Origin of the sequence: Kordiimonas gwangyangensis DSM 19435 = JCM 12864 (assembly GCF_000375545.1) — a bacterium.
Taxonomy (GTDB): domain Bacteria; phylum Pseudomonadota; class Alphaproteobacteria; order Sphingomonadales; family Kordiimonadaceae; genus Kordiimonas; species Kordiimonas gwangyangensis.
In genome coordinates this window covers 685508-711330 of sequence record NZ_AQXF01000002.1, presented here as the reverse complement: position 1 = coordinate 711330, position 25823 = coordinate 685508, and the positions used below count along the sequence as shown (strand labels likewise).

Annotated in this window: 19 protein-coding genes; 13 read left to right on the top strand and 6 right to left on the bottom strand. The window is 56.7% G+C overall.

The window, feature by feature from the left end:
- Positions 1-598: 598 nt before the first annotated feature.
- The 5 genes from B150_RS0108320 to B150_RS0108300 all read left to right on the top strand — a co-directional run bounded on the left by B150_RS0108320 (position 599) and on the right by B150_RS0108300 (position 5643).
- Positions 599-1996: an arylsulfotransferase family protein gene (locus tag B150_RS0108320; protein ID WP_020399450.1), complete on the top strand. Its 1398-nt coding sequence runs from the start codon at positions 599-601 to the stop codon at positions 1994-1996.
- On the top strand, positions 1993-2253 hold the full coding sequence (locus tag B150_RS0108315; RefSeq protein WP_020399449.1) for an NfeD family protein: 261 nt from the start codon (positions 1993-1995) through the stop codon (positions 2251-2253). The genes B150_RS0108320 and B150_RS0108315 overlap by 4 nt, the downstream gene beginning before the upstream one ends.
- A 2-nt stretch (positions 2254-2255) precedes the next feature.
- Positions 2256-2720 carry a hypothetical protein gene (locus B150_RS0108310; RefSeq protein ID WP_020399448.1) on the top strand — a complete coding sequence of 155 codons (465 nt, stop codon included), beginning with the start codon at positions 2256-2258 and terminating at the stop codon, positions 2718-2720.
- Positions 2717-3808: a sulfotransferase gene (locus B150_RS0108305; protein ID WP_020399447.1), complete on the top strand. Its 1092-nt coding sequence runs from the start codon at positions 2717-2719 to the stop codon at positions 3806-3808. Before B150_RS0108310 ends, B150_RS0108305 begins: the two co-directional genes overlap by 4 nt.
- Before the next feature lie 248 nt (positions 3809-4056).
- On the top strand, positions 4057-5643 hold the full coding sequence (locus tag B150_RS0108300; protein ID WP_020399446.1) for a serine hydrolase: 1587 nt from the start codon (positions 4057-4059) through the stop codon (positions 5641-5643).
- 57 nt (positions 5644-5700) lie between these two features.
- Here the strand turns inward: B150_RS0108300 and B150_RS0108295 are convergent, their stop codons facing one another.
- The 3 genes from B150_RS0108295 to proC all read right to left on the bottom strand — a co-directional run bounded on the left by B150_RS0108295 (position 5701) and on the right by proC (position 8741).
- The gene (locus tag B150_RS0108295; RefSeq protein ID WP_020399445.1) at positions 5701-6471 is read right to left on the bottom strand and encodes a DUF3108 domain-containing protein; all 771 of its coding nucleotides are present in this window, start codon (positions 6469-6471) and stop codon (positions 5701-5703) included.
- Positions 6472-6637: 166 nt separating this feature from the next.
- Positions 6638-7894: a glutamate-5-semialdehyde dehydrogenase gene (locus B150_RS0108290; protein ID WP_025897608.1), complete on the bottom strand. Its 1257-nt coding sequence runs from the start codon at positions 7892-7894 to the stop codon at positions 6638-6640.
- A 67-nt stretch (positions 7895-7961) separates the two neighbouring features.
- Positions 7962-8741, bottom strand: a complete 780-nt coding sequence (gene proC / locus B150_RS0108285) for a pyrroline-5-carboxylate reductase (protein ID WP_020399443.1) — start codon at positions 8739-8741, stop codon at positions 7962-7964.
- 342 nt (positions 8742-9083) lie between these two features.
- Here proC and proB point away from each other — a divergent pair, with 342 nt between their 5' ends.
- The 6 genes from proB (at position 9084) to B150_RS0108255 (ending at position 18020) form a co-directional block, all read left to right on the top strand.
- Positions 9084-10244: a glutamate 5-kinase gene (gene proB, locus B150_RS0108280; protein WP_020399442.1), complete on the top strand. Its 1161-nt coding sequence runs from the start codon at positions 9084-9086 to the stop codon at positions 10242-10244.
- A 279-nt stretch (positions 10245-10523) separates the two neighbouring features.
- A complete protein-coding gene (locus tag B150_RS0108275; RefSeq protein ID WP_211205931.1) occupies positions 10524-13520 on the top strand; it encodes a TonB-dependent receptor in 2997 nt (998 codons plus the stop codon).
- Between the two features lie 139 nt (positions 13521-13659).
- Positions 13660-14376 (top strand): SapC family protein, encoded by a 717-nt coding sequence (locus tag B150_RS0108270; RefSeq protein WP_020399440.1) that lies wholly within the window; start codon positions 13660-13662, stop codon positions 14374-14376.
- Positions 14377-14394: 18 nt separating this feature from the next.
- On the top strand, positions 14395-15417 hold the full coding sequence (locus B150_RS0108265) for a cupin-like domain-containing protein (protein WP_020399439.1): 1023 nt from the start codon (positions 14395-14397) through the stop codon (positions 15415-15417).
- Positions 15418-15447: 30 nt separating this feature from the next.
- Complete coding sequence (locus tag B150_RS0108260; protein ID WP_020399438.1) at positions 15448-16935, top strand: tryptophan halogenase family protein; 1488 nt, start codon at positions 15448-15450, stop codon at positions 16933-16935.
- 77 nt (positions 16936-17012) lie between these two features.
- The gene (locus tag B150_RS0108255; RefSeq protein WP_162139675.1) at positions 17013-18020 is read left to right on the top strand and encodes a serine hydrolase domain-containing protein; all 1008 of its coding nucleotides are present in this window, start codon (positions 17013-17015) and stop codon (positions 18018-18020) included.
- A gap of 29 nt (positions 18021-18049) precedes the next feature.
- On the opposite strand, the gene B150_RS0108250 is transcribed toward B150_RS0108255, so the two are convergent.
- Together B150_RS0108250 and B150_RS0108245 are read right to left on the bottom strand one after the other, a co-directional pair.
- A complete protein-coding gene (locus B150_RS0108250) occupies positions 18050-18835 on the bottom strand; it encodes a glycoside hydrolase family 16 protein (protein WP_155859984.1) in 786 nt (261 codons plus the stop codon).
- A gap of 15 nt (positions 18836-18850) precedes the next feature.
- Positions 18851-20212 carry an MFS transporter gene (locus tag B150_RS0108245; RefSeq protein WP_020399435.1) on the bottom strand — a complete coding sequence of 454 codons (1362 nt, stop codon included), beginning with the start codon at positions 20210-20212 and terminating at the stop codon, positions 18851-18853.
- A gap of 150 nt (positions 20213-20362) precedes the next feature.
- On the opposite strand from B150_RS0108245, the gene B150_RS0108240 reads away from it, so the two are divergent.
- Together B150_RS0108240 and B150_RS0108235 are read left to right on the top strand one after the other, a co-directional pair.
- Positions 20363-21388 (top strand): LacI family DNA-binding transcriptional regulator, encoded by a 1026-nt coding sequence (locus B150_RS0108240; protein ID WP_020399434.1) that lies wholly within the window; start codon positions 20363-20365, stop codon positions 21386-21388.
- Between the two features lie 206 nt (positions 21389-21594).
- Complete coding sequence (locus tag B150_RS0108235) at positions 21595-24132, top strand: glycoside hydrolase family 3 protein (protein WP_020399433.1); 2538 nt, start codon at positions 21595-21597, stop codon at positions 24130-24132.
- Positions 24133-24251: 119 nt separating this feature from the next.
- Here B150_RS0108235 and nhaC read toward each other — a convergent pair whose 3' ends face one another.
- The gene (gene nhaC, locus B150_RS0108230) at positions 24252-25736 is read right to left on the bottom strand and encodes a Na+/H+ antiporter NhaC (protein WP_020399432.1); all 1485 of its coding nucleotides are present in this window, start codon (positions 25734-25736) and stop codon (positions 24252-24254) included.
- Positions 25737-25823 lie beyond the last annotated feature (87 nt).

Sequence of the window (25823 nt, the reverse complement as noted above, 5' to 3'; positions counted from 1 at the left end):
GCAGGCGCAGCAACGCGTCGCGTTGCGATCAAGCGCCAAGGTCAGCGAAGCTAAATCCTGAGCCCGCAACCAATTAAAAGGCCCTGTCACCTCGTGTGGCAGGGGCTTTTGACTTTGTCGCAGGAGCCTGGTGAATGAAACTGTGTTCATACGGAGCGAAGCGGAGTGACGAGGTGCATAGCGACGAGGCTAATCCTGCTCCCGCAACCATTAAAAAGGCCAGTACCCTAAAGGGTGCTGGCTTTTTTATTGGTAGGTGGAGACGGTGTTTGCGAAGCTGGCCGCAGGCCTATGAGCACGCCGGTTCGGCCGGAAAGGCATTGCTAAGCAATGGCTTGGAGGCAACGGCACAAAGCGTAGCAACTGCCGGTAAATCCTCAGACCAAAACCACCGAAGAGCGAAAGCCTATCACATCGTGTGGCAGGGGTTCTTTGTTGTCTGGGGGCGCGGGTTTGCCATCTTTTGCGGCGCTTCCATCCCATTCCGGCCCCGTTTCCAGACATCAATAAGCCGCAATTCTGGTGTTCGCTTATCAGTGAATAGTTGCATTGGAAGGCCGTGCCCGAAAGCGGGCTGGTTGCAACAAAGGGACGCTATATGCAGGGTAACACGCCGGACACCGGACCACAGACCGATGATAGTAAAGCCGACCGCGGCGACAGGATTTTCCTTTTAATTTCATGCGTGGGTGCCTTCGCGCTCATCTTTCTCGTTGGTGCCTTATCTGTTGTGGCGGGTTACTTCCCGGGGCCGGCGATTGAACGCGCCTATAAGGGCGGCATGGCCTGGTATGATAAGCTCACCCACCAGCAGAATGTTTATGATACCGACCTTTGGGTCGCCGCCAAGACTGACGGCAAGGGCGTTACCCGCATTGACCGCGCGCGGATGCAGGCGGGGTATACGCTTTATACCTCCGGCGATGCGCCAGCGGCTTACCTGATTGATGAAGAGGGCGCGCTCGTGCACGAGTGGCGCTTGCCGTTCAGCAAGTTCCATGAAGCGGGGGACGGTGGGCCTGAACATCCGCAGCCGGATGAATTTGTGCACTTTCGGAACGCGCGGGTGCTGCCAAACGGCGACCTGATCGCGCTTTATGAAGGCACGGGCGACACGCCTTATGGCTATGGTCTCGTGAAAATTGACAGCGCGTCCAATGTCATCTGGAAGTATGCCGGTCGTGCGCACCACCAGTTTGATATCGCCCCTGACGGGCGCATCTATGTGCTGACGCATGCCATCGCCCAGGAGGTGATGCCGGTCTACGCGAATTTGGAGACGCCAAGGATTGATGACTATCTCGTCACCCTGTCGCCGGACGGCAAGGTGCTCAATAAAGTCGATCTGCTGCAGTCTTTCGCCGATTCATACTACCGCCAGCTTGTGTATACGGTTTCTGCCTTCTCGCGCGCCGATCCGCTGCATACCAACACGGTGGAATACATTGACGCGGCGAAAGCAGTGAACTTCCCGTTCGGCAAGGAAGGGCAGGTGCTGCTCTCGTTCCGGGAAACGCATTCGGTTGGTGTGGTGGACCCTGAAAGCGGTGCGCTTGAATGGCTCACGCGCGGGCCGTGGATCGGCCAGCACGATCCGGACATCCTGCCAAATGGCAACATTCTGATGTTCGATAATTTTGGCAACTTCGGCAAACCCGAAGGCCGGTCGCGGGTGATTGAGTTCAACCCAGCCACCACAGAGATTGTCTGGCAATATGCTGGTACCGCAGAGGACCCGCTTTTGAGCGCGATCCGGTCTGACCAGCAGCGCCTTGCGAACGGCAACACCATGATTACGGAATCGTCCGGCGGCCGCATCGTTGAGGTCACGCCATCGGGCGACGTGGTCTGGGAATTTGTCAACCCGGTGCGGGGTGGCGACAAGGGCCAGAAATTACCGATTATCGCATGGTCTATGCGGCTTGACGCCGGGGCGTTCGATCCCGCCGTTCTCAGAGGGGAGAACACCGTCAACACTATGGAGACTTCACAATGAAAAAGTTTTCAATGCTTCTGGCCGCAGTGGCCACACTTGGGATTACCGCCTCAGCGCAGGCCTATGTCGGGCCCGGTGCAGGCCTGAGCCTGTTGGGCGCGCTGTGGGCGCTGCTCGTAGCGATTTTTGCGGCGGTTGGTTTCATCCTCGCGTGGCCGATGCGTAAATGGCTGCGCAAACGCAAAGCGCAGCGGGCGGCGAAAGAGGACGCTGTGAGTGCAGCATCTCCTGAAAGTCATCCGCAGCAGGGGGCTTAAGGGTGGAATTCCTCGATTTCCCTGCGCCTTTTTTGGCTGCCGTTGATGGTGGAATGGCATCCGTGTTGCCTGCGCTCGCGCGGCTGGCCTTGTGGGCGCTGCTGGCCTCCATCATTACAATGGAGCTTTATCGCCTGCTGTCGCCACAAAAGAAGATTGCGGAACTCAAGGCCCGTTTTGCAGAACGTAAACAGGCGCTCGACAGCTTTGATGGTGATTTTGAAGAAGCATGGCCGATGATGCGCGGCATGTTGGGTGCGGCCTTCATGAGGGTGGGCATCGTGCTGCCCGGCACGCTGCTGGCTGCTGTGCCACTCCTCTTGCTGCTCATATGGGTTGATGGCGCTTATGGGCGCGTGGAAGTGCTGCCCTTCGGCCCCGATTGGGCACGGGGATGGGAGATCAGCTTCATCGCAGCAATGATCATCTTTTCCCTCATCTACAAACATGTCAGGCGTATTCAGTGAGTGACAGTATCGAAATTGACGGCTGGAACGACCGGCTTGGTGGTTTCATTGAACGTTACCCCGGCATGGCCACGTGGCTTGGCAAAATGGAAAGCCGGGTCATGCGGGATGAGCTTGATCAGATTGGCATCGACCGGCCCATCTATATCGCTGGTGTGGCGCGTGCTGGCAGCACCATCCTCCTTGAGATGCTGGCCCGGCACGATGAGACTGTCAGCCACCGGTACCGCGACTTTCCGCTGGTACAGGCGCCGGTCGTCTGGTCGTGGTTTGTGGACCGGGCCGGTCGTAAGGACGATGTCGCACGCGAACGTGCTCACAAGGACCGCATCAAGGTAACCCCCGAAAGTCCGGAAGCGTTCGAAGAAATCCTGTGGATGCAGTTTTTCCCCCATGTGCATCAGATCGGCCGCAGCGCGGTGATGGATGCTGGGCTGCAGGCTGACGCGTTTGAGGCTTACTACCGGGATCATATCCGCAAGATTTTGCACCTGCGTGGCGGGCGGCGCTATCTGGCCAAGGGCAACTATAATTCCACGCGGCTGCCTTACCTCAGGCACCTGTTTGCCGGCGCGCGCTTTCTTGTGCCTGTGCGGCATCCGGACTGGCATGTGGCGTCGCTGATGAAACAGCACCGGCTGTTCATGGATGCGGCGGACAAGGACCCGCGCATTACCGACCACCTGCGCCGCAGTGGGCACTATGAGTTTGGCCCCTCGCGGCGCGCGATCGACCTGGGTGACGGCAAGGCGGAGGAAATCCACCACCTTTGGCAAAAGGGGCAGGAGGCTGAAGGATACGCGCTTTACTGGGCGTCCGTATATGGCCATATCGCTGACCAGCTGGAGGCTGACGCGGAGCTGAAGGCCGCGACAGGCATCGTGCGCTATGAGGATATGTGCAAGGCGCCTGATGCCACCATGGCTGCCGTGCTTGATCATGTGGGCCTCTCGCATGGCACGATTCCTGACGAAGCGCGCGAGACTGTCAGCGCGCCAGAATATTATGAGCCGGAATTCACGGCCGACGAGCGTGCGGCCATCAAGCGTCAGACCGCCAATGTGGCCGCGCAATTTGGCTATGGCTGAGCCGTTTATCCTGACTTGCGTGTGCCGGGTTCAGGTGTTAGCTTCCCTGCCATAACAACAAATTCCATATCGTACTGAGCAGACCGGACGAGCTTGAAACATGTGACTGATGGGTGAGTTTTCCCATGAGGCGATTGTTTCTGACGGCTTTCGGCCATGCTGCCAATGTTTTGCCCTGCAGCTGGTGTTGCCCCTGTGGCCGTCCGGCAATCTGACAACTCCGCATGGAGACAGCAGGGAGATAAACCATGCCCAGTATTCGTTTTGCCGCCGCGATTGTGGCTGCGGCCCATCTATCGCTGGCGCTACCGGCATTTGCCGCGCCGCCAGAGAATTTCAAAAACCGTGTTGAAGGCCTCCTTAATGAGTTTGGCGCGCCCGGCGCGACTGTTGCCATTGTTGAAGATGGCAAGGTAACCATGGCCAAGGGGTTTGGCGTGCGCAGCCTTGAAGCCAAGGGCGGCGTGGACGCGGACACCATTTTTGCCACCGGCTCCACCGGTAAGGCCTTCACGTCCGCCGCGCTTGCCATTCTTGTCGATCGCGGTCAGCTCAAATGGGATGACCGGGTGATCGACCACATGCCCGACTTCCGCATGTATGACGCCTGGGTCACCCGTGAGATGACGGTGCGTGACCTTCTGGTACACCGTAGTGGCCTTGGTCTTGGTGCCGGTGACCTTCTGTTCCTGCCGCGCAGTGACCTGTCGCGCGCGGAAACGGTCAGGCGGCTGCGTCATATCAAGCCAGCGACGAGCTTCCGAAGTGGCTATGCTTACGATAACGTGCTTTATATGGTCGCCGGTCAGTTGATTGAGGAAATCACTGGCGAGACGTGGGAAGCGTTTGTGCAGCAGAATATCTTCGACGCGCTGGGCATGGGCAAATCCACGGTCAGTGACGCCGCCTTCACCAAAAGTAAAAACCGCGCACGGCCGCACGCGCGCCTGAATGGCCCGATCCGCGGCATGGGAGACCAGGTGCCGCTTGATGAAACCGCGGCCATCGCGCCGAACGCTGCGCCAGCGGGTGGTCTAGCCATCAGCGCCAACGATATGAGCCAATGGCTCCTGACCCAGCTCGCGCATGGGCAAATGCCGGGTGGCGACAAGCGCCTGTTCAGTGAAGCGCAGTCCGCCGAGATGTGGTCGCCTGTTGTGGTTATACCGACGGGGCCACGGGCAGGTGAGTTTGCGCCCACGCTACCGATTTTCCGCACCTACGCCCTCGGCTGGACTGTGCAGGACTATCGCGGTGCCAAGCTGGTGTGGCATGGCGGTGCTGTGTTTGGATCCCTCACTGCCGTTGCACTGTTGCCGGACCAGAATGTGGGCCTCTTTATCGCGGTGAACAGTGAAGAAGGCGAGCTTGTTCGCGGCCTTTTGTATGAGCTTCTGGATCATTATCTTGATGCCCCTGCTGACACGTGGCCTGAGAAGCTGCATGCCATGAAGAAAGCCCGTCAGGAAGCGGCGGTGAAAGTTGTGCAAGGGCCTGAGGCTGAACTGAAGGATGTTGGGCCTTCCCTTGATGCTGCGGGATACGCCGGCGACTATAACGACCCCTGGTATGGCACGATCAATATCCGGGACGAAGGTGGCAAGATTGTTGTCAAATTCCCGCATTCGCTGGGGCTTGAAGCAACGCTTGAGCATTACCAGTTCGAAACCTTCAAGACCAAGTTCAATGACCCGGGCATGGAGCCCGCGTTTGTAACCTTCGCGCTGGATGCAAACGGCAAGGTCAGCCGCATCACGATGAAGGCGGTCTCCCCGATCGCGGACTTCAGCTTCGACTATCATGACCTGCTGTTCACGCCTGTGGCCGCAGAATAAGCATAAAAAAAGCGGTGGGCCAGCTTGGCCCACCGCATGACACTGACGGGACAATGTCTAGTGAATTGTTCCGACCGGTATATCGAGACGCACCTTATAACGTAGTATGTCGCCCCACGCCTCCTCGAGCTTGAGGAGCGCGCCGGTGCGTTTATCCATCCAGAAGGTCGACTGGCCTTTGCCGTCGTGATCGATACGCAGCATCCAGGCCTCAATCGAGTTGCCTTCCTGTGTCGTGAGTGTGTCTGAACCGACGACTTTGTATGTGTACGCCTTAGGCGGTGTTTTGGAGCCCGGGTGATAGAAGGGCATCGCAAATTCCTTGCCTTCGCCAAGTGGCAATAGGGCAAGGGTTTCCATGTCCAGTTCCCAGTTATAGCTTGTGGCTTCATCAGGCATGCTGAAGTCCGCTACCGCATTCCCGGCGACGTCCGGGTCACCCATGATCTTGCCGTCGGTGTATTTGAAGGCGCGGACTGTTTTCTCATCGCCAATGACGGTGCGGTGCATGATGGGGGTGAAGTCCTTGAGGTGCACAAGGGAATATAGCTCACGCTTGAAGCGCGGGTCATCAGACGACCATGTCTGTTTAACTTCCACGAGCTTCTTGTCGTCTTCCTCAATGATATTTGTCGTACGCTCCCAAAGCGAGATACCGTGGATGTTGCCGGTGGGTTTGTCCTTGAGAAAGACCAGATACTGGGATGTGCCTGTGTGAATGTCAGCTTCACTCAAGTCTTTGAAAATATGGGGTGCATCATCGGCCAACGCACCGCTCGTAGCACCAAGGCATAAGGCAAGCGCGGCTGCCTTCAGTGTTGAAATCATGACTGTCCTCTCTGTTTTATTGTTGAGAGCATATAAACCGCCTGTGCTCGGCGTGTGTGCGTGAATGCGATAAGTTGCATTTGGCGCGCGGTGACCGGAGCGAGAGGCATAGAAAAAGCCCGCCAGGCGAGAGGCCAAGCGGGCTTTCGGTCATTTTGTGAGGAGGTTACGGTCTCGTTTGGCCGTCCCCCTTGACCATATATTTGAAGGTGGTCAGTTGCTCGAGGCCCACGGGGCCGCGCGCGTGGATCTTGCCGGTTGCGATGCCTATTTCGGCCCCCATGCCAAACTCTCCACCATCCGAGAACTGCGTGGATGCGTTGTGCATCACCACAGCGGAATCGATAGCATTGAGGAAAGTGGTGGCTGCTGCGGGGTCCTCTGTCACGATCGCATCTGTGTGCGCGGAGGAATGCCGGGAAACAAAATCAACCGCTTCCTCAAGCCCGTCCACCGTCTTGACGGAAAGAATGGCGTCCAGATACTCAGTGCCCCAGTCATCCTCAGACGCTTCTTTCACGCGGCTGTCGGCGGACCGCGCAGTGGCGTCACCACGGAATTCACAGTCCGGCATGGCGTCCAGAAGCTGTGGCAGCAGGTCGCCCGCGACCGATTTGTCGACCACAAGGCTTTCCGTTGCACCGCAAATGCCGGTACGGCGCAGTTTTGCGTTCTTGATCAGTGCGACTGCTTTCGTGAGGTCGGCGGCTTGGTGCACATAGGTGTGGCAGTTGCCGTCCAGGTGCTGGAGCGTTGGTACGGCTGCTTCATCGATCACCAGCTTCACAAGGCCCTTGCCGCCGCGCGGGATAATCAGGTCAACATGCTCTGCGCATTTGAGCAGGTGTTTCACAGCAGCCCGGTCGGTGGTTTCAATGATCTGGATGATTTCCTCTGGTAGGCCCGCGGCCTTGAGGCCAGCTTTCATGCAGCCAACGATGGCGTGGCTCGAATGATAGCTTTCAGACCCGCCACGCAGGATCACCGCGTTACCAGACTTGAGGCACAGCGCACCGGCGTCCGCGCCCACGTTCGGGCGGCTCTCGTAAATCATGCCGATAACACCGATGGGCACCGCCACACGCTCAATCTTGAGGCCACTGGGGCGGTCGAATTTCGCCAGCTCACGGCCAACAGGGTCGGGGAGCTCAGCGATACTGTCCACAGCGTCCGCGATGGCGGCGACGCGCGCTTCGTCCAGCAGCAGACGGTCGATAAAGGCGGCAGGCTTGCCGTCTTTCTTGGCTTTCTCGATATCTTTCGCGTTGGCGGCAAGAATATCGGCTGACTTCTGGCGCAGCGCGGTTGCCGCAGCCCTCAGTGCATCGTTTTTCTCGCGCGTGCTGGCAGTTGCCAAAGTGCGTGCGGCTTTTTCCGCGTCTGCCGCGAGTTTATAAACATAGTCTTTGATCTCGTCATTCATGACGGTCATGGAAGAACTCCTTTGGTTCTCTCGGTTGGTCTCGTTCAAGTGTTTGGTGAGCGCGTACTTATTGAAGCTCAAGGGCGCGCGAGTAGGCAGCGCCCGTGGTTTGCTTCAGAAGAGTATCCAGCGCACCACCCTTGTTGAGGGCATTCAGTCCGGCTTCGGTCGTGCCCTTTTTGCTGGTGACCGAATTGCGCAGGTCTACGACCGTGCTATCCGACTGGCTCGCCATCTTGGCCGCGCCAATGATTGTTTGGGTCACGAGCGCGCGGGCGGTGTCCTCATTGAAGCCGAGCTCTTCGGCCGCTTCGATGTAGCTTTGCATGAACTGGAATACATAGCCCGGACCACTGCCGGACACAGCCGTCAGACGGTCAAGTTCGTCCTCGGACGATACCCAGAAACTTTCGCCGACATAGTTGATCAGCTTCGTGACCAGCGCGCGGTGGTCGTCGCTCACGCTGTCGCTGGCGAAAAGCCCGGTCGCGCCAAGGCCGATGAGGGCGGGCAGGTTGGGCATCACGCGCACTGTGGGCGCATCACCAAGCAGCTTGCTGATCCGCGCCATGCTGCAGCCAGCCGCGATGGAGACAGCGCAGCCATCCTTCTTCAAGCGCTTGGCATAGTCTGGCAGTACCGTATCCACCATTTGAGGTTTGATGGCGACAATCACCATATCGAAACTGCGGTCGCCTAGATCACCCTCACTGCGCAGCAGTTCTGCGCCCGCTGGCGTATCATCAGCGACTGGGTCGACAATGGTAAACTTATGCTCTGTGCGCTCGAGCCAGCGACGAAGCATTGCGCCGCCCATTTTCCCGCAGCCGATTAACAGAACATCCATATGGAAAACTCCTTTTTTCCTTGTCGTCAAAACCTGATGTTTCGCTGCAGACAAATTCACTGTCGCGGCGAAAGCATTTTTCGTCGTGTTCGTGCCTCATATAGGCAATTAAATTTAGAATACAAATGAAATATGATTTTAATATGTCGCGCGCAAAATAATCTCAGAGCGCGCTGAGATGGGCGTAAGCCGCTACATATAAATGAATTATCGGCACTCTTTGTCATGTTTTTGACGCTTTCTGAAAATATGAGGGGGTTGAAATAAATCGTAGTCAAAGTAATATTATTGCGCGACTGACGGCCCGAGCGGGCAACCAGCGAACCACAAAGGAGGCGACTGGTGAGTAACCAAAAGCGTATTGTTGTAAAAATTGGATCAAGCCTGCTGGCAGATAGCGAGCAGCTCACTTTGAGGTATGCTTTCATGCATGGCCTCCTCAGTGATATCGCCAAACTCAAGAAGCAGGGCTATGACGTTGTGCTGATGTCCTCAGGAGCGGTGGCGCTTGGCCTTAACGCTGTTGGTAAAACACCGGAAGACGCCGGACTTCTGGATAAACAGGCCGCTGCGGCGTGTGGTCAGCTATTGCTCCTTAACGCATACAAGCAGGTGGCGCACGAGTTTGGCTTCGACATCGCCCAGATTCTGGTGACTGTTGGTGACATGGAAGAGCGTCGCCGCTTTATCAACGCCAAGAACACCATCGAGCGCTTGTTTGAGAATGGCATCATGCCGATCGTCAATGAGAATGACACCCTGACGACGCAGGAGTTGCGTGTGGGTGATAATGACCGCCTGGCGGCCAAGGTGGCACAAATGATCCAGGCGGATCATCTGGTGCTGCTTACCAGTATTGACGGCCTTTATGACCGACCGCCGTCAGACCCTGAGGCGCGCTTTATCGAACGGCTTGAAGATGTCAGTGAATATCTCTCCGCCACGGAAGGTACGAGTGTACTGGGTAGCGGTGGTATGCTGACCAAGCTGCAGGCTGCCAATATGGCGCAACATGCCGGGTGTAGCACTATTATTGCTGAAGGTATTATCGACAGCCCGCTCCTTTCCGTTATGGAGGGTGAGCGCCGCCATACCAAATGTGTGGCTAAAGGAACGCCGCAGTCAGCCTGGAAGGTTTGGCTTACCAACCGCCTGCAGGTGGCGGGTAGTCTTGTGCTCAAGCAGGATGCGGCTGTTGCGCTGACGGATGAAATTGCGCCAATCAAACACACGGACATTGTCTCCATTCAGGGGAACTTCCAGAAGGGCGACATTCTTCACGTCTATGATGAGGAGGGTCGGGAGATTGCGCGTGGTTTGACCAATTTCTCATCGGAAGAGGCGCTTGTGCTTGCGCGCTACCCTGAGGCCAGTACAGCCGAGCTTCTGGGCTATTCGGCAGTGCCTGATGTGATTACCACCAAGAATATGGTGGTGCTGGAGGAAAACCACTTGCCGTGGGAGGCGCCAACGAGCGACCGGCAGATGGTGGCATCCCTCTGAAGAATCATCTGTACCTAAAGTTTATGAAGCTGCGCCAAAACCTGGGGCAGCTTCTTTTTTGTGCGCTGGCTGGCGCAAATTTGTGCAGAAGTGTGTCTCGCGCTTGTGGCTGAAACCCTAGGGTATCTTGGTTTTTTTGCTTTAATGTGACAGCGCTGTCAGAAAAATATGGACATATTTACGTCATATTGCTATCAACAAAGAGACAGCGCTGTCATTACGAGCGGGAAGAGTCGTGGCAGCCGTCGGGGAAATGCACATTAGAGTAGGGGAAGGTACATGAAGCCTAGAAGCCTGAGCTATGGCCCAGTGGCGAGCACGATGTCGCTCATCCTGGCTGTAGTTTCTGCGTCTGCTGTATCCGCACAGGACAGTAGTTCCGACGCAAATGTAGAAGAATTCGAAGAGATTGTCGTAACCGGTATTCGCGGCAGTCTCCAACGCGCTATGGACATCAAGCGCAACAGCAAAGGTGTCGTAGACGCCATCTCTGCCGAGGACATGGGTAAATTCCCAGATACCAACCTCGCAGAATCCCTCCAGCGTGTTACGGGTGTGTCGATTGACCGCCAGAACGGTGAGGGCAGCAAGGTAACGGTTCGTGGTTTTGGCCCTGACTTCAACCTTGTGACCCTGAACGGCCGTCAGATGCCGGTTTCCTCGATTGAGGCAACTGGTGCTTCTGCGTCCCGTTCGTTCGACTTCGCGAACCTCGCTTCCGAAGGTGTTGCCGGCGTTCAGGTTTATAAATCTGGCCGCGCTGAAGTGCCGACCGGTGGTATTGGTGCGACGATCAACATTCAGACGACGCGTCCGCTTAACGATCCGGGCATGCACGCAAGTGTTGGCGCCAAAGCGGTTTACGATACTTCGCGCAACTTTGGTGACCCTGTAACTCCGGAATTCTCCGGTATCTACAGCAACACCTTCGCTGACGACAAGTTCGGTGTCGCGCTTTCCGGTAGCTACCAGAAGCGCAAAGCGTCTTTCAATCAGGCGAGTGTGCCTGACGGGTGGCGCGGTGCGTACCTTGGTTCCGAGAACAACTGGGGCACCCTGCCACAGATTCCGGAAGGTGGCTCAGAGTCCGACATCAACGTTATCAACCGTCCGGGCCCGGACGATGTCTATGCTGTTCAGCAGAACCTGAACTATAGCCTCAATGACATCGACCGTGAGCGTATCAACGGCCAGTTGACCCTTCAGTTCCGCCCGGTCGATACCCTGACCGCGACGGTCGATTATACCTATTCCGAACATACGATCCGCACCAAGCGTAACGACCTTGCTGTCTGGTTCGACTTTGCAAATACGTCGAGCGAATGGACAGACGGTCCGGTTGCTGGCCCGATCAATTATTCGGAAACTTTCGGCACACCGACCGACCTCGCAATGGGCGGCGGCATGTTTGCTGTAAAGAATGAGAATAACTCCATCGGTGCCAACCTGAAGTGGGAACCGAATGATCGCCTGACCCTTGAGCTTGATGGTCATATTTCAAGCGCCAAGTCCGGCAATGACAGCCCATACGGCACCAACGCCGTTATCGGTACAGCAAGCTTTATCGTGGCACGCCAGTCGATCAACTATGAGAACGAATTCCCTGTTCTGTCCGTTGATTTTGCGCCGGGTGTAACGGGTATCGATCCTGCACTCCGTACCTCGACCGGTTCGAGCTTCCGTAACAGCTACATGCGTACGGAAATCAAACAGGCTCAGCTCCGTGGTTCGTATGAGTTTGATACCAAGCTCATCAGCAGCGTTGATTTCGGCGTGGCCTACACCGAGAACAATGTTCGGTCAGCTTACTCGAACGTACAGCGTGATACTTGGGGTGGTGCTGGTCCGGCTTCCGATATTCCGGACGACATCTTCATCCGCACCACGATTGCCGACAAGTTTGATCAACTCGATGGCAGCGACGATCCAAGCCTCCTGAACGAGATGTTCCTCTGGGACTTCGAGCGTATGGCTGGCATCATCGATGACCTTTACGGCGCTTGCGGTGGCACCGGTCAATGTGCGACGGACAACTATTCTACCGACCGCCGTACGCAGGAAGAAAGCATCAGTGCTTACCTGCAGGCGAACTCCGAGTTTGAAATCGGTGGTCGTCCGGGTAACCTGACCGTTGGTATGCGTTACGAGAAAACCGACGTGGCGTCGCAAGCCCTTGTTCCAATTGCGATTGGTACCAACTGGGGTGGCGCGAACGAGTTCGGCGTTATCTTCTCGAGCGATCAGGACTTTACCGAACTGACGGGCGAGTATGAGCACTGGCTCCCGGCTCTCGATTTTGACATCGAGGTTATGGACAATGTGATCTTCCGCGCAAGCTACAGTGAAACCATCACACGCCCGGGCTATGCCGATATCCAGGGCGGCCAGACTGTGAACACGATCTTCCGTGTTGATGGCGGTACCGGTAGCCAGGGTGATCCAGGACTGCTGCCATTTGAATCCAAGAACATCGACCTCTCGGCCGAATGGTACTATGACGACGCGAGCTATTTCTCCGCCGGCTGGTTCCACAAGGACGTAGACAACTTCATCGGTGTCTCTGAAATTCAGGCAACGCCGTTTGATCTGCCGCACCCGTTTGGTGGCGCACGCTACCAGGCCGCTGTTGCAGCGCTCGGTTCGGATGCTGACCTGACCGCAATCCGTAACTGGATCTTCGAGAACGCAGATCCGAACACGGTTGAGATCACAGGCGTTGATTCTAACGGCAACTACACCGGCTTTATCTATGGCGTGGAAGGCGAGGACCCGACGGTGTCGTTCGACATCACGGTCCCCGTCAACCAGAAGTCGGCCAAGTTGAATGGTTGGGAATTCGCACTCCAGCATACCTTTGGGGATAGCGGTTTCGGTGCCATCATCAACTACACCATGGTGAACGGCGACGTTGATTTCAATAACGAGCTGCCTGCAAGTGTGACGCAGTTTGCGCTTCTGGGTCTCAGCGACAGCGCCAACTTTATCGGCTTCTACGATAAAAATGGCCTGCAGGTTCGTGTCGCCTATAACTGGCGTGACAAGTTCCTGAACGCAACGACCACAGCTGGTGGTGTAAACAACCCATCCTACACCGAGGCTTATGGCCAGTGGGATGTGAACGTGAGCTACGAGCTGATGGAAGGCCTGACAGTGTTTGCGGAAGGCATCAACATCACCAACTCCACCCAGCGCCTGCATGGCCGTCACGTGAACAACGTGCAGTATGTAACGCAAGGTGGTGCACGGTATAACCTTGGTGTCCGCTACAACTTCTAGGCCTTGCGTCTAAGTTCCAAAAATCAGGGAAAAGCCGTTGGAAACGACGGCTTTTTCCATCTAAGCTGGCGTCTGGATGTGAGGGGCGGCAATGCGTAAGCGGCACCCTCGCCATGTTGAGTAAGGGGAGGGGAGTTCCATGAGTAACCATGTTCTTTTGAACAATATCGACCACAAGGACCTGCGTATCATCACCAGACGGTCTGCCGCGCTTGGCGACAATGTGATGTACAGCTACACGTTCCCGTTCGAATTCCGGAACATTCAGGCCCATTACCCGATTTTCTTCCAGAAAGACCCGAATAGCGACCGCTATTATCCCTTGGCTATGCTTGGCCTGCGCCGGGATGAAAACCTGTTCCTCAGCGACGCTGGCTGGCATGCGCCCTACATTCCTGTGGCGATGGAGCGCCAACCCTTCCTCATCGGTTTTGAAGGTGGCATGGGCGGTGGTGAACCACAAAGTGTGGTGCATGTTGATATGGACAGCCCCCGCGTGAGCAAGAGCGAAGGTGAGCCGCTGTTCCTTGAGCATGGAGGCAACACGCCGTTCCTTAATCGTATCGCGGCATTACTCGACGCCCTGCAGCACGGCGACCGTGAAAACGGGCCTTTCAGTGCGGCGCTGGTGGAACATGAGCTCCTCGAATCCTTCAATCTGGACATTGAACTGCGTGACGGCTCCAAAAACCGCCTCACCGGTTTCTACACCATCAGCGAGGAGAAGCTGGCCGCCCTTGGCGCTGATGCACTGGCCGCCCTTCACAAGGAAGGCTACCTGCAGGCGATTTATATGGTGCTTGCGTCCCATTCCCATATCCGTGGGTTGGTTGACCGCCTGAATGCGCGGCTTTAGACCACCGGGGCTGTTGGTATGGCAAGCGCACTGAATATCGAAAAGCAGGTCAGGGTACTGGATGTACGCACGTCCGGGCGTGTGCCTGATGAGATTTTTACGTCGCGTGAACCTGTTGTTTTAAAACGGCTGGTTGGAGACTGGCCGCTGGTGAAGGCAGGGTTTGAGGGTTCTGAGGCTGCGCGCCGCTATCTGCTCTCCCACTATCAGGGAGCGACCGTTGGCGCGTCCCTTGGTGCGCCTGAGGCCGATGGTCGCGTGTTCTATAACGAAGACCTGAGCGGCCCGAATTTCAGCATGAAACGCGTGAAGCTGGACGAAATTTTCAATGAACTTGCCGCGCATGAAAGCGGCGAGCGGCCGCCGCTTATTTATGTCGCTTCCACCACAATTGATACCTGCCTGCCGGGCCTGCGCGGTGAGAACGCACTTGATTTTGGCTTGCGTGATCCGCTCGCCAGCATCTGGATAGGGAACCGTACCCGCATCGCTGCCCACTATGACATGCCGGACAATATTGCCTGCGTGGCGGTGGGCAAGCGCCGCTTCACATTGTTCCCGCCGGAAGAGCTTGAAAACCTATATGTCGGCCCCTTGGACATGACGCCAGCTGGGCAGGCCGTGAGCCTTGTGGATTTCCATGCACCGGACTTTGAGAAGTTTCCGAAGTTCCGTCAGGCGCTCAAGGCCGCACAAGTGGCGGAGATGGAGCCGGGTGATGCCATCTATATCCCCGGCATGTGGTGGCATCATGTGGAAGCCTTGAGCGCGTTCAATGTGCTCGTGAACTACTGGTGGCGTGATGTGCCGGCATACATGGGGCCACCCTTCAACGCGCTCCAGCATGCAATCCTGACAATCAGGGATTTGCCGGCACACGAAAAGAAGGTGTGGCAGGATATTTTCAACCACTATGTGTTTGAAAATAAAGATGAAAACTTTGAGCATATTCCGGCGGCAAGCCGCGGTGTGCTTGCGCCTATGGATGACACGATCGCGCGCCGTATTCGCGCGTTCCTCCTCAACAGGCTGAACAGATAAAAACTCCCCGGGGAAGGGATAGGGAAGACCATGAACAAGGGTAAAATCCAGAAGGTTGTGATTGCAGGTGGTGGTACCGCCGGGTGGATGGCCGCGGCGGCCATGGCCAAGGTGCTTGGCAAAACCATCGACATCAAACTGATTGAGTCAGAAGAGATTGGTACAGTGGGCGTGGGCGAAGCCACGATCCCCACACTCCTGACCTATAACCGCCTTCTGGGGATTAACGAACAGCAGTTCATGGCCGCCGTTAAGGGCACCTTCAAGCTGGGTATCGAATTCGCCAACTGGCGCGAGAAGGGCCACAGCTATATCCACTCCTTCGGCATTACCGGCAAAGACCATTGGACCGCGGGTTTCCAGCACTTCTGGCATCGTGGCATGGAAATGGGCATTGCGGCGGACTTCGGTGAATATTGCCTTGAGCTGAAGGCCGCGCTTGAAAACCGTTTCGCGCACCTGCCGGAACAGGGCCTCAATTACGCCTATCACCTGGACAGTAGCCTCTACGCCAAATTCCTGCGCGGCATGGCGGAAGAACACGGCGCTGAACGCATTGAAGGCAAGATCGTTGAGGTGATGCAGGACGGAGAAAGCGGCTTTGTCACGGGCGTCAAACTGGCCTCCGGCCAGATGGTCGAGGGCGACTTTTTTGTCGATTGCTCAGGCTTCCGGGGTCTCCTCATCGAACAGACCTTGCACACAGGCTATGATGACTGGACCCACTGGCTGCCGTGCGACAGCGCCATCGCGGTGCAAACGGAAGCGGTGTCTGAACCCATTCCCTATACACGTTCCATCGCTCACGACAGTGGCTGGCAGTGGCGCATTCCGCTGCAGCACCGTGTGGGCAATGGTCTTGTGTTCTGCAGCCGCTATCTGAGCGATGATGAAGCCATCTCGACCCTGATGAACAATATCGAGGGCAAGCCGCTTATTGAGCCGCGCGTGCTCAAGTTCCGGACCGGGATGCGGCGCAAGCACTGGAATAAGAATGTGGTGGCCCTTGGGCTTTCAAGCGGTTTTATCGAACCGCTTGAATCCACCAGTATCCACCTTATCCAGCGCGGTATCCTGCGCCTGATGCGCATGTTCCCGTCGCAAGGCGTGAAGCAGTCGGACATTGATGAATTTAACCAGCAGACCGAGTTTGAGGTTGAAGGTATCCGCGACTTTATCATCCTGCACTATCATGTGACCGACCGCACAGATTCCGCCTTCTGGCGGCAGTGCAAGTCGATGGAGATACCGGACACACTTCAGCACCGTATCGACCTGTTCCGCGAGACCGGACGCGTGTTCAAAATGTCGGACGAACTGTTCGCCGAAAACTCCTGGATTCAGGTTATGCTGGGGCAGGGCATTATGCCGGAGCAGCACCACCCGGTGGCGGATGTGATGAGCGAGGAAGAAATCGCCAACTTCCTCAATCACGTGCAAACGAATGTGGCACGCACAACGGCCAGCCTGCCCACACACCAGCAATATATCGAGCGCTACTGCAAGGCACCGATGTGAGGCACGTAGCCGTCCTCAGCGCTCTCCTGATGTTGGCGGCGCCCGTTATGCCTTGTGCCGCTGCAGATGACACTGTGATGGCGGCCGAGACTGGGCTGGAGCGCTTAGCTGCTGACATTCGCGCCGCCAAGTTCAAGGACGTGCACAGCGTGCTTGTCTACAAAAGCGGTGACCTGCTGCTGGAAGAATATTTCACGGGCAGCAGTGACCACATTGATTTTGAAGGTGGCATCAAGCGTATTCCAGGCCCGGAAGTGGCATGGAATGCGGATCGCCTGCATTATGTAGCGTCTGTGACTAAAGCCGTGACGGGCATCCTTGCGGGTATCGCGCTTGATGAACTGGGCTTGAGCGAACATACGCTGATAAAAGACCTATTGCCGCCGGACCTTGAACCTTCGCTCCTGGGCAAGGCCCGCTCCCTCACGCTTCATGACCTGCTCACGATGACCGCTGGCTTTCGCTGGGATGAATGGACAAGTGATGATCTGGTGAAGCTGTGGCAGTCAGATGATTTCGCCAAAACCTTGTTCTCAAAAGAGAATATGGGTGCGGGGTCGGAGTGGCGCTACAACAGCGCGCTGCCGAACCTTGTGCTGCGTATCCTTGAATATCGCCTTGGTAAGCCGCTGCAGGTGTGGGCGGATGAGCGCCTCTTCGGGCCGCTCGGCATCCACAACTACCGCTGGGACAAGCAGCCGACCGGTCCGCCCGAGGGCGGTGCACGGCTGCATCTTACACCCCGCGATATGATGAAGATCGGCGTTACGGTGTTAGACGGCGGCATGTGGCAGGGCGAACGCATCATCCCCACCGAATGGGTCACGAAGATGACCCGGCATCAGGCCAGCCCGGAAGGCGCTGGGTATGGCTATTATTTCTGGCTGCGGGAGGTGGGTGGCGTGCCCTATATCTCCGCTGACGGCGATGGCGGGCAGCAGATCAATATCTTCCCAAATGAGGATATGGTCGTGGTGATGACACAAGGCAACTACGGCGAATGGCCGCTTTATATGGAGCAGGCTCAAGCCATGATGCGGGACTATATCTTACCCGCGCTGCATATAAAAAAGCCCCGGCAGTGACCGGGGCTTTGTCATTTTAGTTCAAAGGCTTATTTCCAGACTTTCACCCAGTCTATCTCGTAGCGGGCAGGGAAAGTGCTGTCGTCAATACCTTCCTTGCCGCCCCAGTCGCCACCAACGGCGAGGTTGAGGATGACATGGAATGGATGGTCGAATGGCCATTCGGCGTAGGTGTCACCATCCTGACGCGTGAAGGCGAAATACTGCTCCCCGTCGATGGACCATTTGATTTCATCCGCATCCCAGTCGATGGTGTAGGTGTGAAACTCGCTGGCGGAAGTTTCCACCAGTGTGTCAGCGCCCTTTTGTGTCTCGATACGGTGGTTATAGGCTTCTGTGTGTACGGTGCCGTGCACGTGGTTCTGGTTATAGCCCACGTGTTCCATGATATCGATTTCACCCGACTTGGGCCACGGGCCGTATTTGCTTTCGTCCGGCATCATCCAGAAAGCGGGCCATGTACCGACGCCTGTTGGCAGCTTGGCGCGCATTTCGATACGGCCATAGGTCCAGCCCGGTACACCTTCAGAGGTGATTTTGGCGGACGTAAAACCTTCGCCCTTATGGGCCTCGATCACCAGCTTGCCGTCTTCAAGGCGCAGGTTTTCCGTGTTCTTTGTGTAGGTCTGTTTCTCATTGTTGCCGAAATAGCAGTTCTGCGGGCAGCCGTTGCCCTCAATGATGTTCCAAACCTCGGTATTCAGGCCTTTGCCGTCAAAATCGTCCGACCACACAAGCTCTCGCTCCTGTGCGGAAACTGCGCAAGACATGAGCAATATCTGTGCGGTAATTGCCGCTGTTTTCCCAAATGTCATAAATGTCCCTCCGAGTTAGTTGTTTGTATCGCCTTCGCGCGCCTGCAGCTCCTCAACGAGCGCTGCGTGGGAGCGCGCGGTAATGGGGTAAAAGATCATCAGCGCGGCGGATGCCAGCAGCGCGATGGCGGGAATAATGGTGAAAATATCGCGGATACCGTCAGCCACGGCCTCAGTGGGGGCGGTATTGGGCAGGTAGCCGGTGAGGTCAAGCAAATGGCCTGCGATATAGGCAGACAAGCCGATTGAGAGCTTCTGGAACGATGAGGCGACCCCGATAAGGAGCGATTCACTTTTGATACCGCTGCGATAGTAACCATATTCAATGGTGTCCGGGAGGATGCTCCAGAAAATAACGGCATAGGCGCTGAGGCCAACGACCGTGATGGTGACACCTGCGTAGGCTACCATCTCGTCATGAAGTGCTGCGAAATAAAGCACCGCGAGGCCGGCGGCGCCAATCAGGCTTCCCATGATCCACGCGGCTTTTTTTCCCACTTTGAGCGTGAGCGCAGACCAAAGTGGGATGGTGAGGAGCGGCGCACCGCTCATGATAATGATGGCATTGTTGCCCGAGATGCGGTCGCCGAGGTGGGTCTCGAAATAGTAAAGCAGGGTTTGCGCGACTGTGTTGGTGGCAATGGTTACAAGGCTGATGCCGCCCACGATGAGGAGGAAAGGCCGGTTCTGGAAAATGGCCGCAATGCTGGCGCTGCCCTCCTTTGGCGCGCTGTGCCGGTTGATGGGATTGGCACTTTCCCGCGACAGCAGGGCACACGCCACCAGCACAACAATGGCAACCACGCCGGCTACGATGCCCATGTAGAAAAACGCGGTGGGGTCATCATAGTTTTCCTGCAGCTTTTTGGCCGTGAAGCTGATGAAAACGCCGCCCATGAAACCAAAATACATGCGGATGCCAGCAAGGCGCGTGCGGCCGTCAAAATTGCGCGTCACCCGTGCGCCAAGCGCGGAATAAGGGATCGAAACAATGGTATACGTCGTGCGGAACAACAGCAGCGCCAGGCTAGCATAAATGATCTGGCCGCTTTCGGTCCCCATATCGAGGGGGGAGAACATGAGCATGAAGGAAAGCGAGAGCGGCACCGCGCCGTAAAGAAGGTAGGGCCTGTATGGCCCAAGGCGCGATTTTGTGCGGTCCGCGATATAACCCATCATGGGGTCAGAGACCGCGTCCCAAAGGCTTGCCATCAGGAAGATGGTGCCAACCACACTGCCGGAAAGGCCCAGCACATTGGTGAAGAAATAGAACAGGAAAAAGCCTGTTCCTTGCCAGAACAGGTTAAGCGCGAAATCCCCCGAGCCATAGCCAAGGAAGGTCGGCAGTTTCGAGTTTTGGCGGCTGCTACTTCCCATCGCGGCGCTTGAACTCTTTTCTTTTCAAGTATTTGCAATAATGACAGCGCTATCATGTTCGCGTGACATTCGCAACGTACTTGTTATAGTGGACTTATGATCCGCATTCACGCATCAATATAGCGGCAAATAGGCTGGGCTGGCACAAGAATGGCAAACGGAAAACCAAAAAACGCGACGATGAGCGATGTGGCGCGCCTTGCTGGCGTGTCGATGAAGACCGTCTCGCGGGTTTTCAATAATGAAAAATATGTCAGCGAGGACAAGAAGAAAAAAATCCTCGAAGTCGCCGCCGAGCTGAACTTTCGCCCGTCCTTGCAGGCGCGCGGCTTGGCGGGTAGCAAATCCTATATCGTCGGCCTGTTTGTTGATGACCCGAGCGGGGATTATATCAGCAAGGTTTTGCGCAGCATCCTCAACCGCTGTGAAGCCATTGGCTGCCACTTGGTGGTCGAAGTATTCAAGGAGCAGGGGGACGAGGCCAAGCTCCGTCAGGTGCTGAACAGCATCAAGTTTGATGCGGTTATCCTGTCCGCGCCCATCTGCGACGACATGGTGGTGCTGAATGCCTTGCGCGCGAGCGGTGTACCAACAGCGCGCATCGCGGCGGGCGTTACAGCCGATGATATGGTCAAGGTCACCATTGACGAATTCCAGGCCGCCTTCGAGATGACGGAATATCTTATCAGCATGGGGCATGAGAAGATTGCCTTTGTAAAAGGTGACCCGAACCACGCCTGTTCCGTGGACCGGGAACGCGGCTATATTCGCGCCATGCAAACCCATGGCTTGCGCGTAAAACACGAGATGGTGGTGGCAGGCATGTTCTCTTACGCGAGTGGCAGGGCGGCGGCTGAGGCATTGCTGGCGCTTGAAGATAAGCCAACAGCGGTTTTTGCCTCCAACGATGAGATGGCATCGGGCATTCTGGCTGTCGCGCGGGAGCGGGGAATGAAGGTGCCGGAGGAGCTGTCGATCGCGGGCTTTGATGATGATGCGATTGCCTCTATCGTCTCACCGGCGCTCACGACCGTGAAACAGCCGGTTGAAGAAATGGCACGTACTGCCTTCGACCTTGTCATGAAGACGGAAGAGGGGGAGGAAGACGCAGTTCTGACGCCGTCTGTACACAGTTTTTCCCTTGTTAAACGGGATTCCGTCGCGAAGCTGGCTTGATCCCAGTTCATTTAAATTAAGACAGCGCTGTCATATTTTTTCTGGACATTTCGCCGGATTCTGTCAATTTTAAATGACAGCGCTGTCTTATTTGGCAGGCGCACGAAATTCATGCCGCGAGGGGAAGGAACTGGCGGCGAAAAAGGGTCGGACCTTGGGGGAGGTTACACACTGCCATTCTCCCGAGGACACATCTGGAGAAAATTATGTCCATCCATGTCACGTTGAAAAAGCGGAGCAAGCTTTCTGCTATCGCCAGCCTGATGCTGTGCGCATCCGTACTGCCATACACCACCGCCTGCGCGACCGAAGCTGACTTCTGGCCCGCTGCGGAAAGCCCGGTGAAGAAGGACGCGGCTCAGGAAGCGCAGATCAAGGAAATCATCTCCCGCATGTCGGTGGAGGAGAAGGTTGGCCAGATCATGCAGGTGGAAATCCAGTATGTGACGCCTGACGACATCATCAAATATCATGTGGGCTCTGTTCTCAATGGTGGTGGTTCGCTGCCGAACCGCAACAAGCACGCCACACCGGGCGAGTGGCTTGCGCTTGCGGACAGCTTTTATAAAGCCTCGATGGACGACAAGGACGGCGGTGTCGCGGTGCCGATCATTTGGGGCAGTGACGCTGTGCACGGCCACAACAACGTGATTGGGGCGACGATCTTCCCGCACAACATTGGCCTTGGTGCGATGAACAACCCGGAGCTGATGAAAAAAGTGGGCGCTGTTACCGCGCTTGAAATGCGCGCGACCGGCATCGACTGGACCTTTGCGCCGACAATTGCTGTGGCCCAGAATGACCGCTGGGGCCGTACCTATGAAAGCTATTCCGAGAAGCCTGAGATCGTAGCCGCTTATGCGCGCGCCATGGTGCTGGGCCTTCAGGGTGTGCCGGGCACAGATGAGTTTCTGGACGTGAACCATGTGGTGGCGACCGCCAAACACTTCCTCGCTGACGGCGGCACCGAGGATGGTGACGACCAGGGTGATGCCAAGATTTCCGAGAAGGAACTGAGGGACATTCACTCAGCCGGGTATACCGCCGCGATCGAAGCGGGTGTGCAAACGGCGATGGCCAGTTTCTCGTCCTGGAACGGCACCAAGATGCACGGTAACAAGTACCTGCTGACCGACGTGCTGAAGGGCCGTATGGGCTTTGATGGTCTGATCGTGGGGGACTGGAACGGCCACGGCCAAGTGCCGGGCTGCAACAACGCTTCCTGCGCTGCTTCTGTGAACGCTGGCCTCGACCTCTTCATGACCATTGAAGACTGGAAAAAGCTCTATGCGAACACACTCGAGCAGGTGAACGCGGGCGAGATCCCGATGGCGCGCCTTGATGATGCGGTGGCCCGTATCCTGCGCGTCAAACTGCGCGCTGGTCTGTTCGAGAAGGGCATGCCGTCTGCGCGCGGTGTCGCGGGGCAAGACGATATCATTGGCCGGGCGGAAAACCGTGCGGTAGCACGGCAGGCTGTGCGCGAGAGTCTCGTGCTTCTCAAGAATAACGGTCAGGTGCTGCCAATCCAGCCGGGTAAAACCGTGCTGGTGGCAGGGGATGCCGCTGACAATATTGGCAAACAGTCCGGTGGCTGGACCATTAGCTGGCAGGGCACGGGTAACGTGAACAGCGACTTCCCGGGTGCCACGTCCATCTTCAAAGGCCTTGAGGACGCGGTGGAAGCTGCGGGCGGCGATGCTGTACTGTCTGTGGATGGCAGCTACGAGACCAAGCCTGACGTGGCGGTCGTTGTGGTGGGTGAAAATCCCTACGCCGAAGGGCAGGGTGACATTGAAACGCTTGAGTTTGAGCCGGGCACCAAGTCCAGCCTCAAGCTGATTGAGAAACTCAAGGCCGACGGCGTGCCTGTGGTGACCGTGTTCCTGTCTGGTCGCCCCATGTGGGTAAACCCGGAACTGAACGCATCTGATGCATTCGTCGCCGCGTGGCTGCCGGGCACGGAAGGCGCGGGGATTGCGGACGTGCTGGTCGCAGGCGAGGACGGCAAGGCAGCGCATGACTTCAAAGGGCGGCTCTCTTTCTCCTGGCCGAAGTCGCCGCTGCAGGATGTGCTGAACCCGCACCATGAAAATTATGATCCGCTGTTCGCTTATGGCTATGGCCTTGATTACACGAGCGATGTGACCGTGCCGTCCGACCTGCCGGTGAATATTGAAGGTGTTGCCTCCACAGACGTGGCGGACATCAAGCTTTATGCGGGCCGCACCATCGCGCCTTGGATGATCATCCTCAGCGATGCAACATCCTTTGCGCAGCTGAGCGGCGCCTATGCTGCACTGCCGACGGAAAGCGCACGCATTGCCCAAGTCGACAAGGACATTCAGGGCGATGCGCTCCGCATGGAAGCGCTGCATGATACGGCAGCGAATGTTGCCATCAGTGCGGGGCCAGCGCTTGACTGGTCGAAGGAATACAAGGCGGACGCCGCCTTTGTGTTTGATCTCAATGTTGCTGCGGCGGGTGCAAATGGCGCCATGGTCAGCCTTGCTTGCGGTGAAGGCTGCACGCGTGAATATGACCTCACCGCCACTTTCCGCCAGATTGAAGGCAAGGGCTGGCAAACGGTTACCGTGCCGCTGTCGTGCCTCGCAGAAGAAGGTGACAGCTTTGACAAGGTGTCTGAGCCGTTCCGCCTGACCGCAGTTGGCAAGGCCGATGTGACGGTCGCGAACATTGCGCTGAAGCTCGGTGTTGGCAAAGACGCCAAGTGTCCGATGTAGCGTAAAAAGTTACCTCACCCACTGTTCCTCCCGCCTCCTCTTCCCGCGGAGGGCAGTGAAAGAAAAACCCGGCCAGTTATGGCCGGGTTTTTTGTTGGGTAAGGATTTACCTGCCAGGCTTACGCGTCCGCAGATGCCAGCCTTTCTTCATTCTCGGCTTTCACAATCTTGATGTTGAAGAAGCCGTAGATGATCGCAACGATCGGGTTGAGAATATTGAAGAAGGCGTAAGGAGCGTAGGCGAAGGTGGCAACACCAAGCGTGGTAGCCATGAAGGCACCACAGGTGTTCCACGGAATAAGCGCTGAGGTCATGGTGCCCGCATCCTCAAGCGTGCGGCTGAGGTTTTGCGGTGCAAGGCCACGGCGCTTGTATTCCATCATATACATGCGGCCCGGCAGCACGATGGCGATATACTGGTCACCCGCCACAATGTTCATGCCGATGCTCGTCAGTACTGTGGTGAGGATGAGCGACCCTGTACCGCGCACACCTGTGAGTGCGGCGGTTACAATACGGCCAAGGAAGCCCGTTTTTTCCATGATGCCACCGAAACACATGGCTGAGATAATCAGCCATACGGTGTTCAGCATGCTAGACATGCCGCCGCGGGACAGAAGCTCGTCAAGCGTGCCGTCGCCGGTGTTGGCGGTGTAACCGTCGGCCATGGCGGTCCACAGCGCCTTGAGCGTTGCCAGCACATTGCCGCCGGTCTCTTCGCCGCCGCCAAATGCGATGGTTGCATCCGCCTGATAGAAAGCTGCCACGAGGCAGCCAACCAAAGCACCAATGGTGATGGTCGGCAGTGCAGGCACTTTCCTGAGTGCCAGCGCGAGCAGCACAATGAGCGGAATGAAGGCCGGGAACCCGAGGTTATAGCTCTGTTCCAGTAGCAGGCGCGTGCTCTCGATACTTTCCACCACGCCGTCACCGGTGCTGAGACCGGAGCCGAGCCAAGTAAAGAGCACGAGCGAGATCAGAAGCGACGGTGTTGTGGTCCAAAGCATGTGGCGGATGTGCACAAAGAGGTCCACATTCACCATGGCAGGCGCAAGGTTGGTAGTGTCCGACAGTGGGGACATCTTGTCACCAAAGTAAGCGCCGGAGATCACGGCACCTGCGGTCATCTCAACCGGCACGCCAAGGATGCTCGAGATACCGATGAGCGCGAGACCGACTGTTGCTGCCGTTGTCCAGGAACTACCGATAGAGGCCGCGACAAACGCACAGATGATGAGCGACGCGGGCAGGAGGAACGCTGGGTCCAATACCCCAAGGCCGAAGTGAATGATGGCGGGCGCGGTTCCAGCGAGCATCCAGCTACCAATCATGGACCCAACCATGAGAAGGATGAGGCAGGCGCGCATCGACAGCATGATGCCGTGCACCAGCGCGTCTTCAAGCTCAAGGTAGGTTTGGCCGCGCCACATGGCGATGGCGATACCAACACCGGACGCCATCATCAGCGCAATCTGGTTGGGGCCGTAAGATGAATTATCTGAGAAGAGATAAACGGAACAGGACAGCATCACGATCAGCGCGATCAGCGGCGTCAAAGCTATCCAAAGCGGAATTTTTGAAGAATCGGGCGTGTTGTTATCCACGAAGGTCCCCCCACACTAGGTACAGAATTGTTGTCATTGGACGGCGGCGCCGTCACGCCCGCGCTTTCTGTATCCCCACTCCCCATG

What these genes read in the sequence shown, in the direction of transcription:
- B150_RS0108245 (WP_020399435.1), bottom strand. Translation starts at nt 20,212, where the DNA reads ATGGGAAGTAGCAGCCGCCAAAACTCGAAACTGCCGACCTTCCTTGGC.
- B150_RS0108265 (WP_020399439.1), top strand. Translation starts at nt 14,395, where the DNA reads ATGGCAAGCGCACTGAATATCGAAAAGCAGGTCAGGGTACTGGATGTA.
- B150_RS0108315 (WP_020399449.1), top strand. Translation starts at nt 1,993, where the DNA reads ATGAAAAAGTTTTCAATGCTTCTGGCCGCAGTGGCCACACTTGGGATT.
- B150_RS0108240 (WP_020399434.1), top strand. Translation starts at nt 20,363, where the DNA reads ATGGCAAACGGAAAACCAAAAAACGCGACGATGAGCGATGTGGCGCGC.
- B150_RS0108270 (WP_020399440.1), top strand. Translation starts at nt 13,660, where the DNA reads ATGAGTAACCATGTTCTTTTGAACAATATCGACCACAAGGACCTGCGT.
- B150_RS0108235 (WP_020399433.1), top strand. Translation starts at nt 21,595, where the DNA reads ATGTCCATCCATGTCACGTTGAAAAAGCGGAGCAAGCTTTCTGCTATC.
- B150_RS0108275 (WP_211205931.1), top strand. Translation starts at nt 10,524, where the DNA reads ATGAAGCCTAGAAGCCTGAGCTATGGCCCAGTGGCGAGCACGATGTCG.
- B150_RS0108260 (WP_020399438.1), top strand. Translation starts at nt 15,448, where the DNA reads ATGAACAAGGGTAAAATCCAGAAGGTTGTGATTGCAGGTGGTGGTACC.
- proC (WP_020399443.1), bottom strand. Translation starts at nt 8,741, where the DNA reads ATGGATGTTCTGTTAATCGGCTGCGGGAAAATGGGCGGCGCAATGCTT.
- B150_RS0108295 (WP_020399445.1), bottom strand. Translation starts at nt 6,471, where the DNA reads ATGATTTCAACACTGAAGGCAGCCGCGCTTGCCTTATGCCTTGGTGCT.
- B150_RS0108320 (WP_020399450.1), top strand. Translation starts at nt 599, where the DNA reads ATGCAGGGTAACACGCCGGACACCGGACCACAGACCGATGATAGTAAA.
- B150_RS0108255 (WP_162139675.1), top strand. Translation starts at nt 17,013, where the DNA reads ATGGCGGCCGAGACTGGGCTGGAGCGCTTAGCTGCTGACATTCGCGCC.
- B150_RS0108250 (WP_155859984.1), bottom strand. Translation starts at nt 18,835, where the DNA reads ATGACATTTGGGAAAACAGCGGCAATTACCGCACAGATATTGCTCATG.
- B150_RS0108300 (WP_020399446.1), top strand. Translation starts at nt 4,057, where the DNA reads ATGCCCAGTATTCGTTTTGCCGCCGCGATTGTGGCTGCGGCCCATCTA.
- B150_RS0108290 (WP_025897608.1), bottom strand. Translation starts at nt 7,894, where the DNA reads ATGAATGACGAGATCAAAGACTATGTTTATAAACTCGCGGCAGACGCG.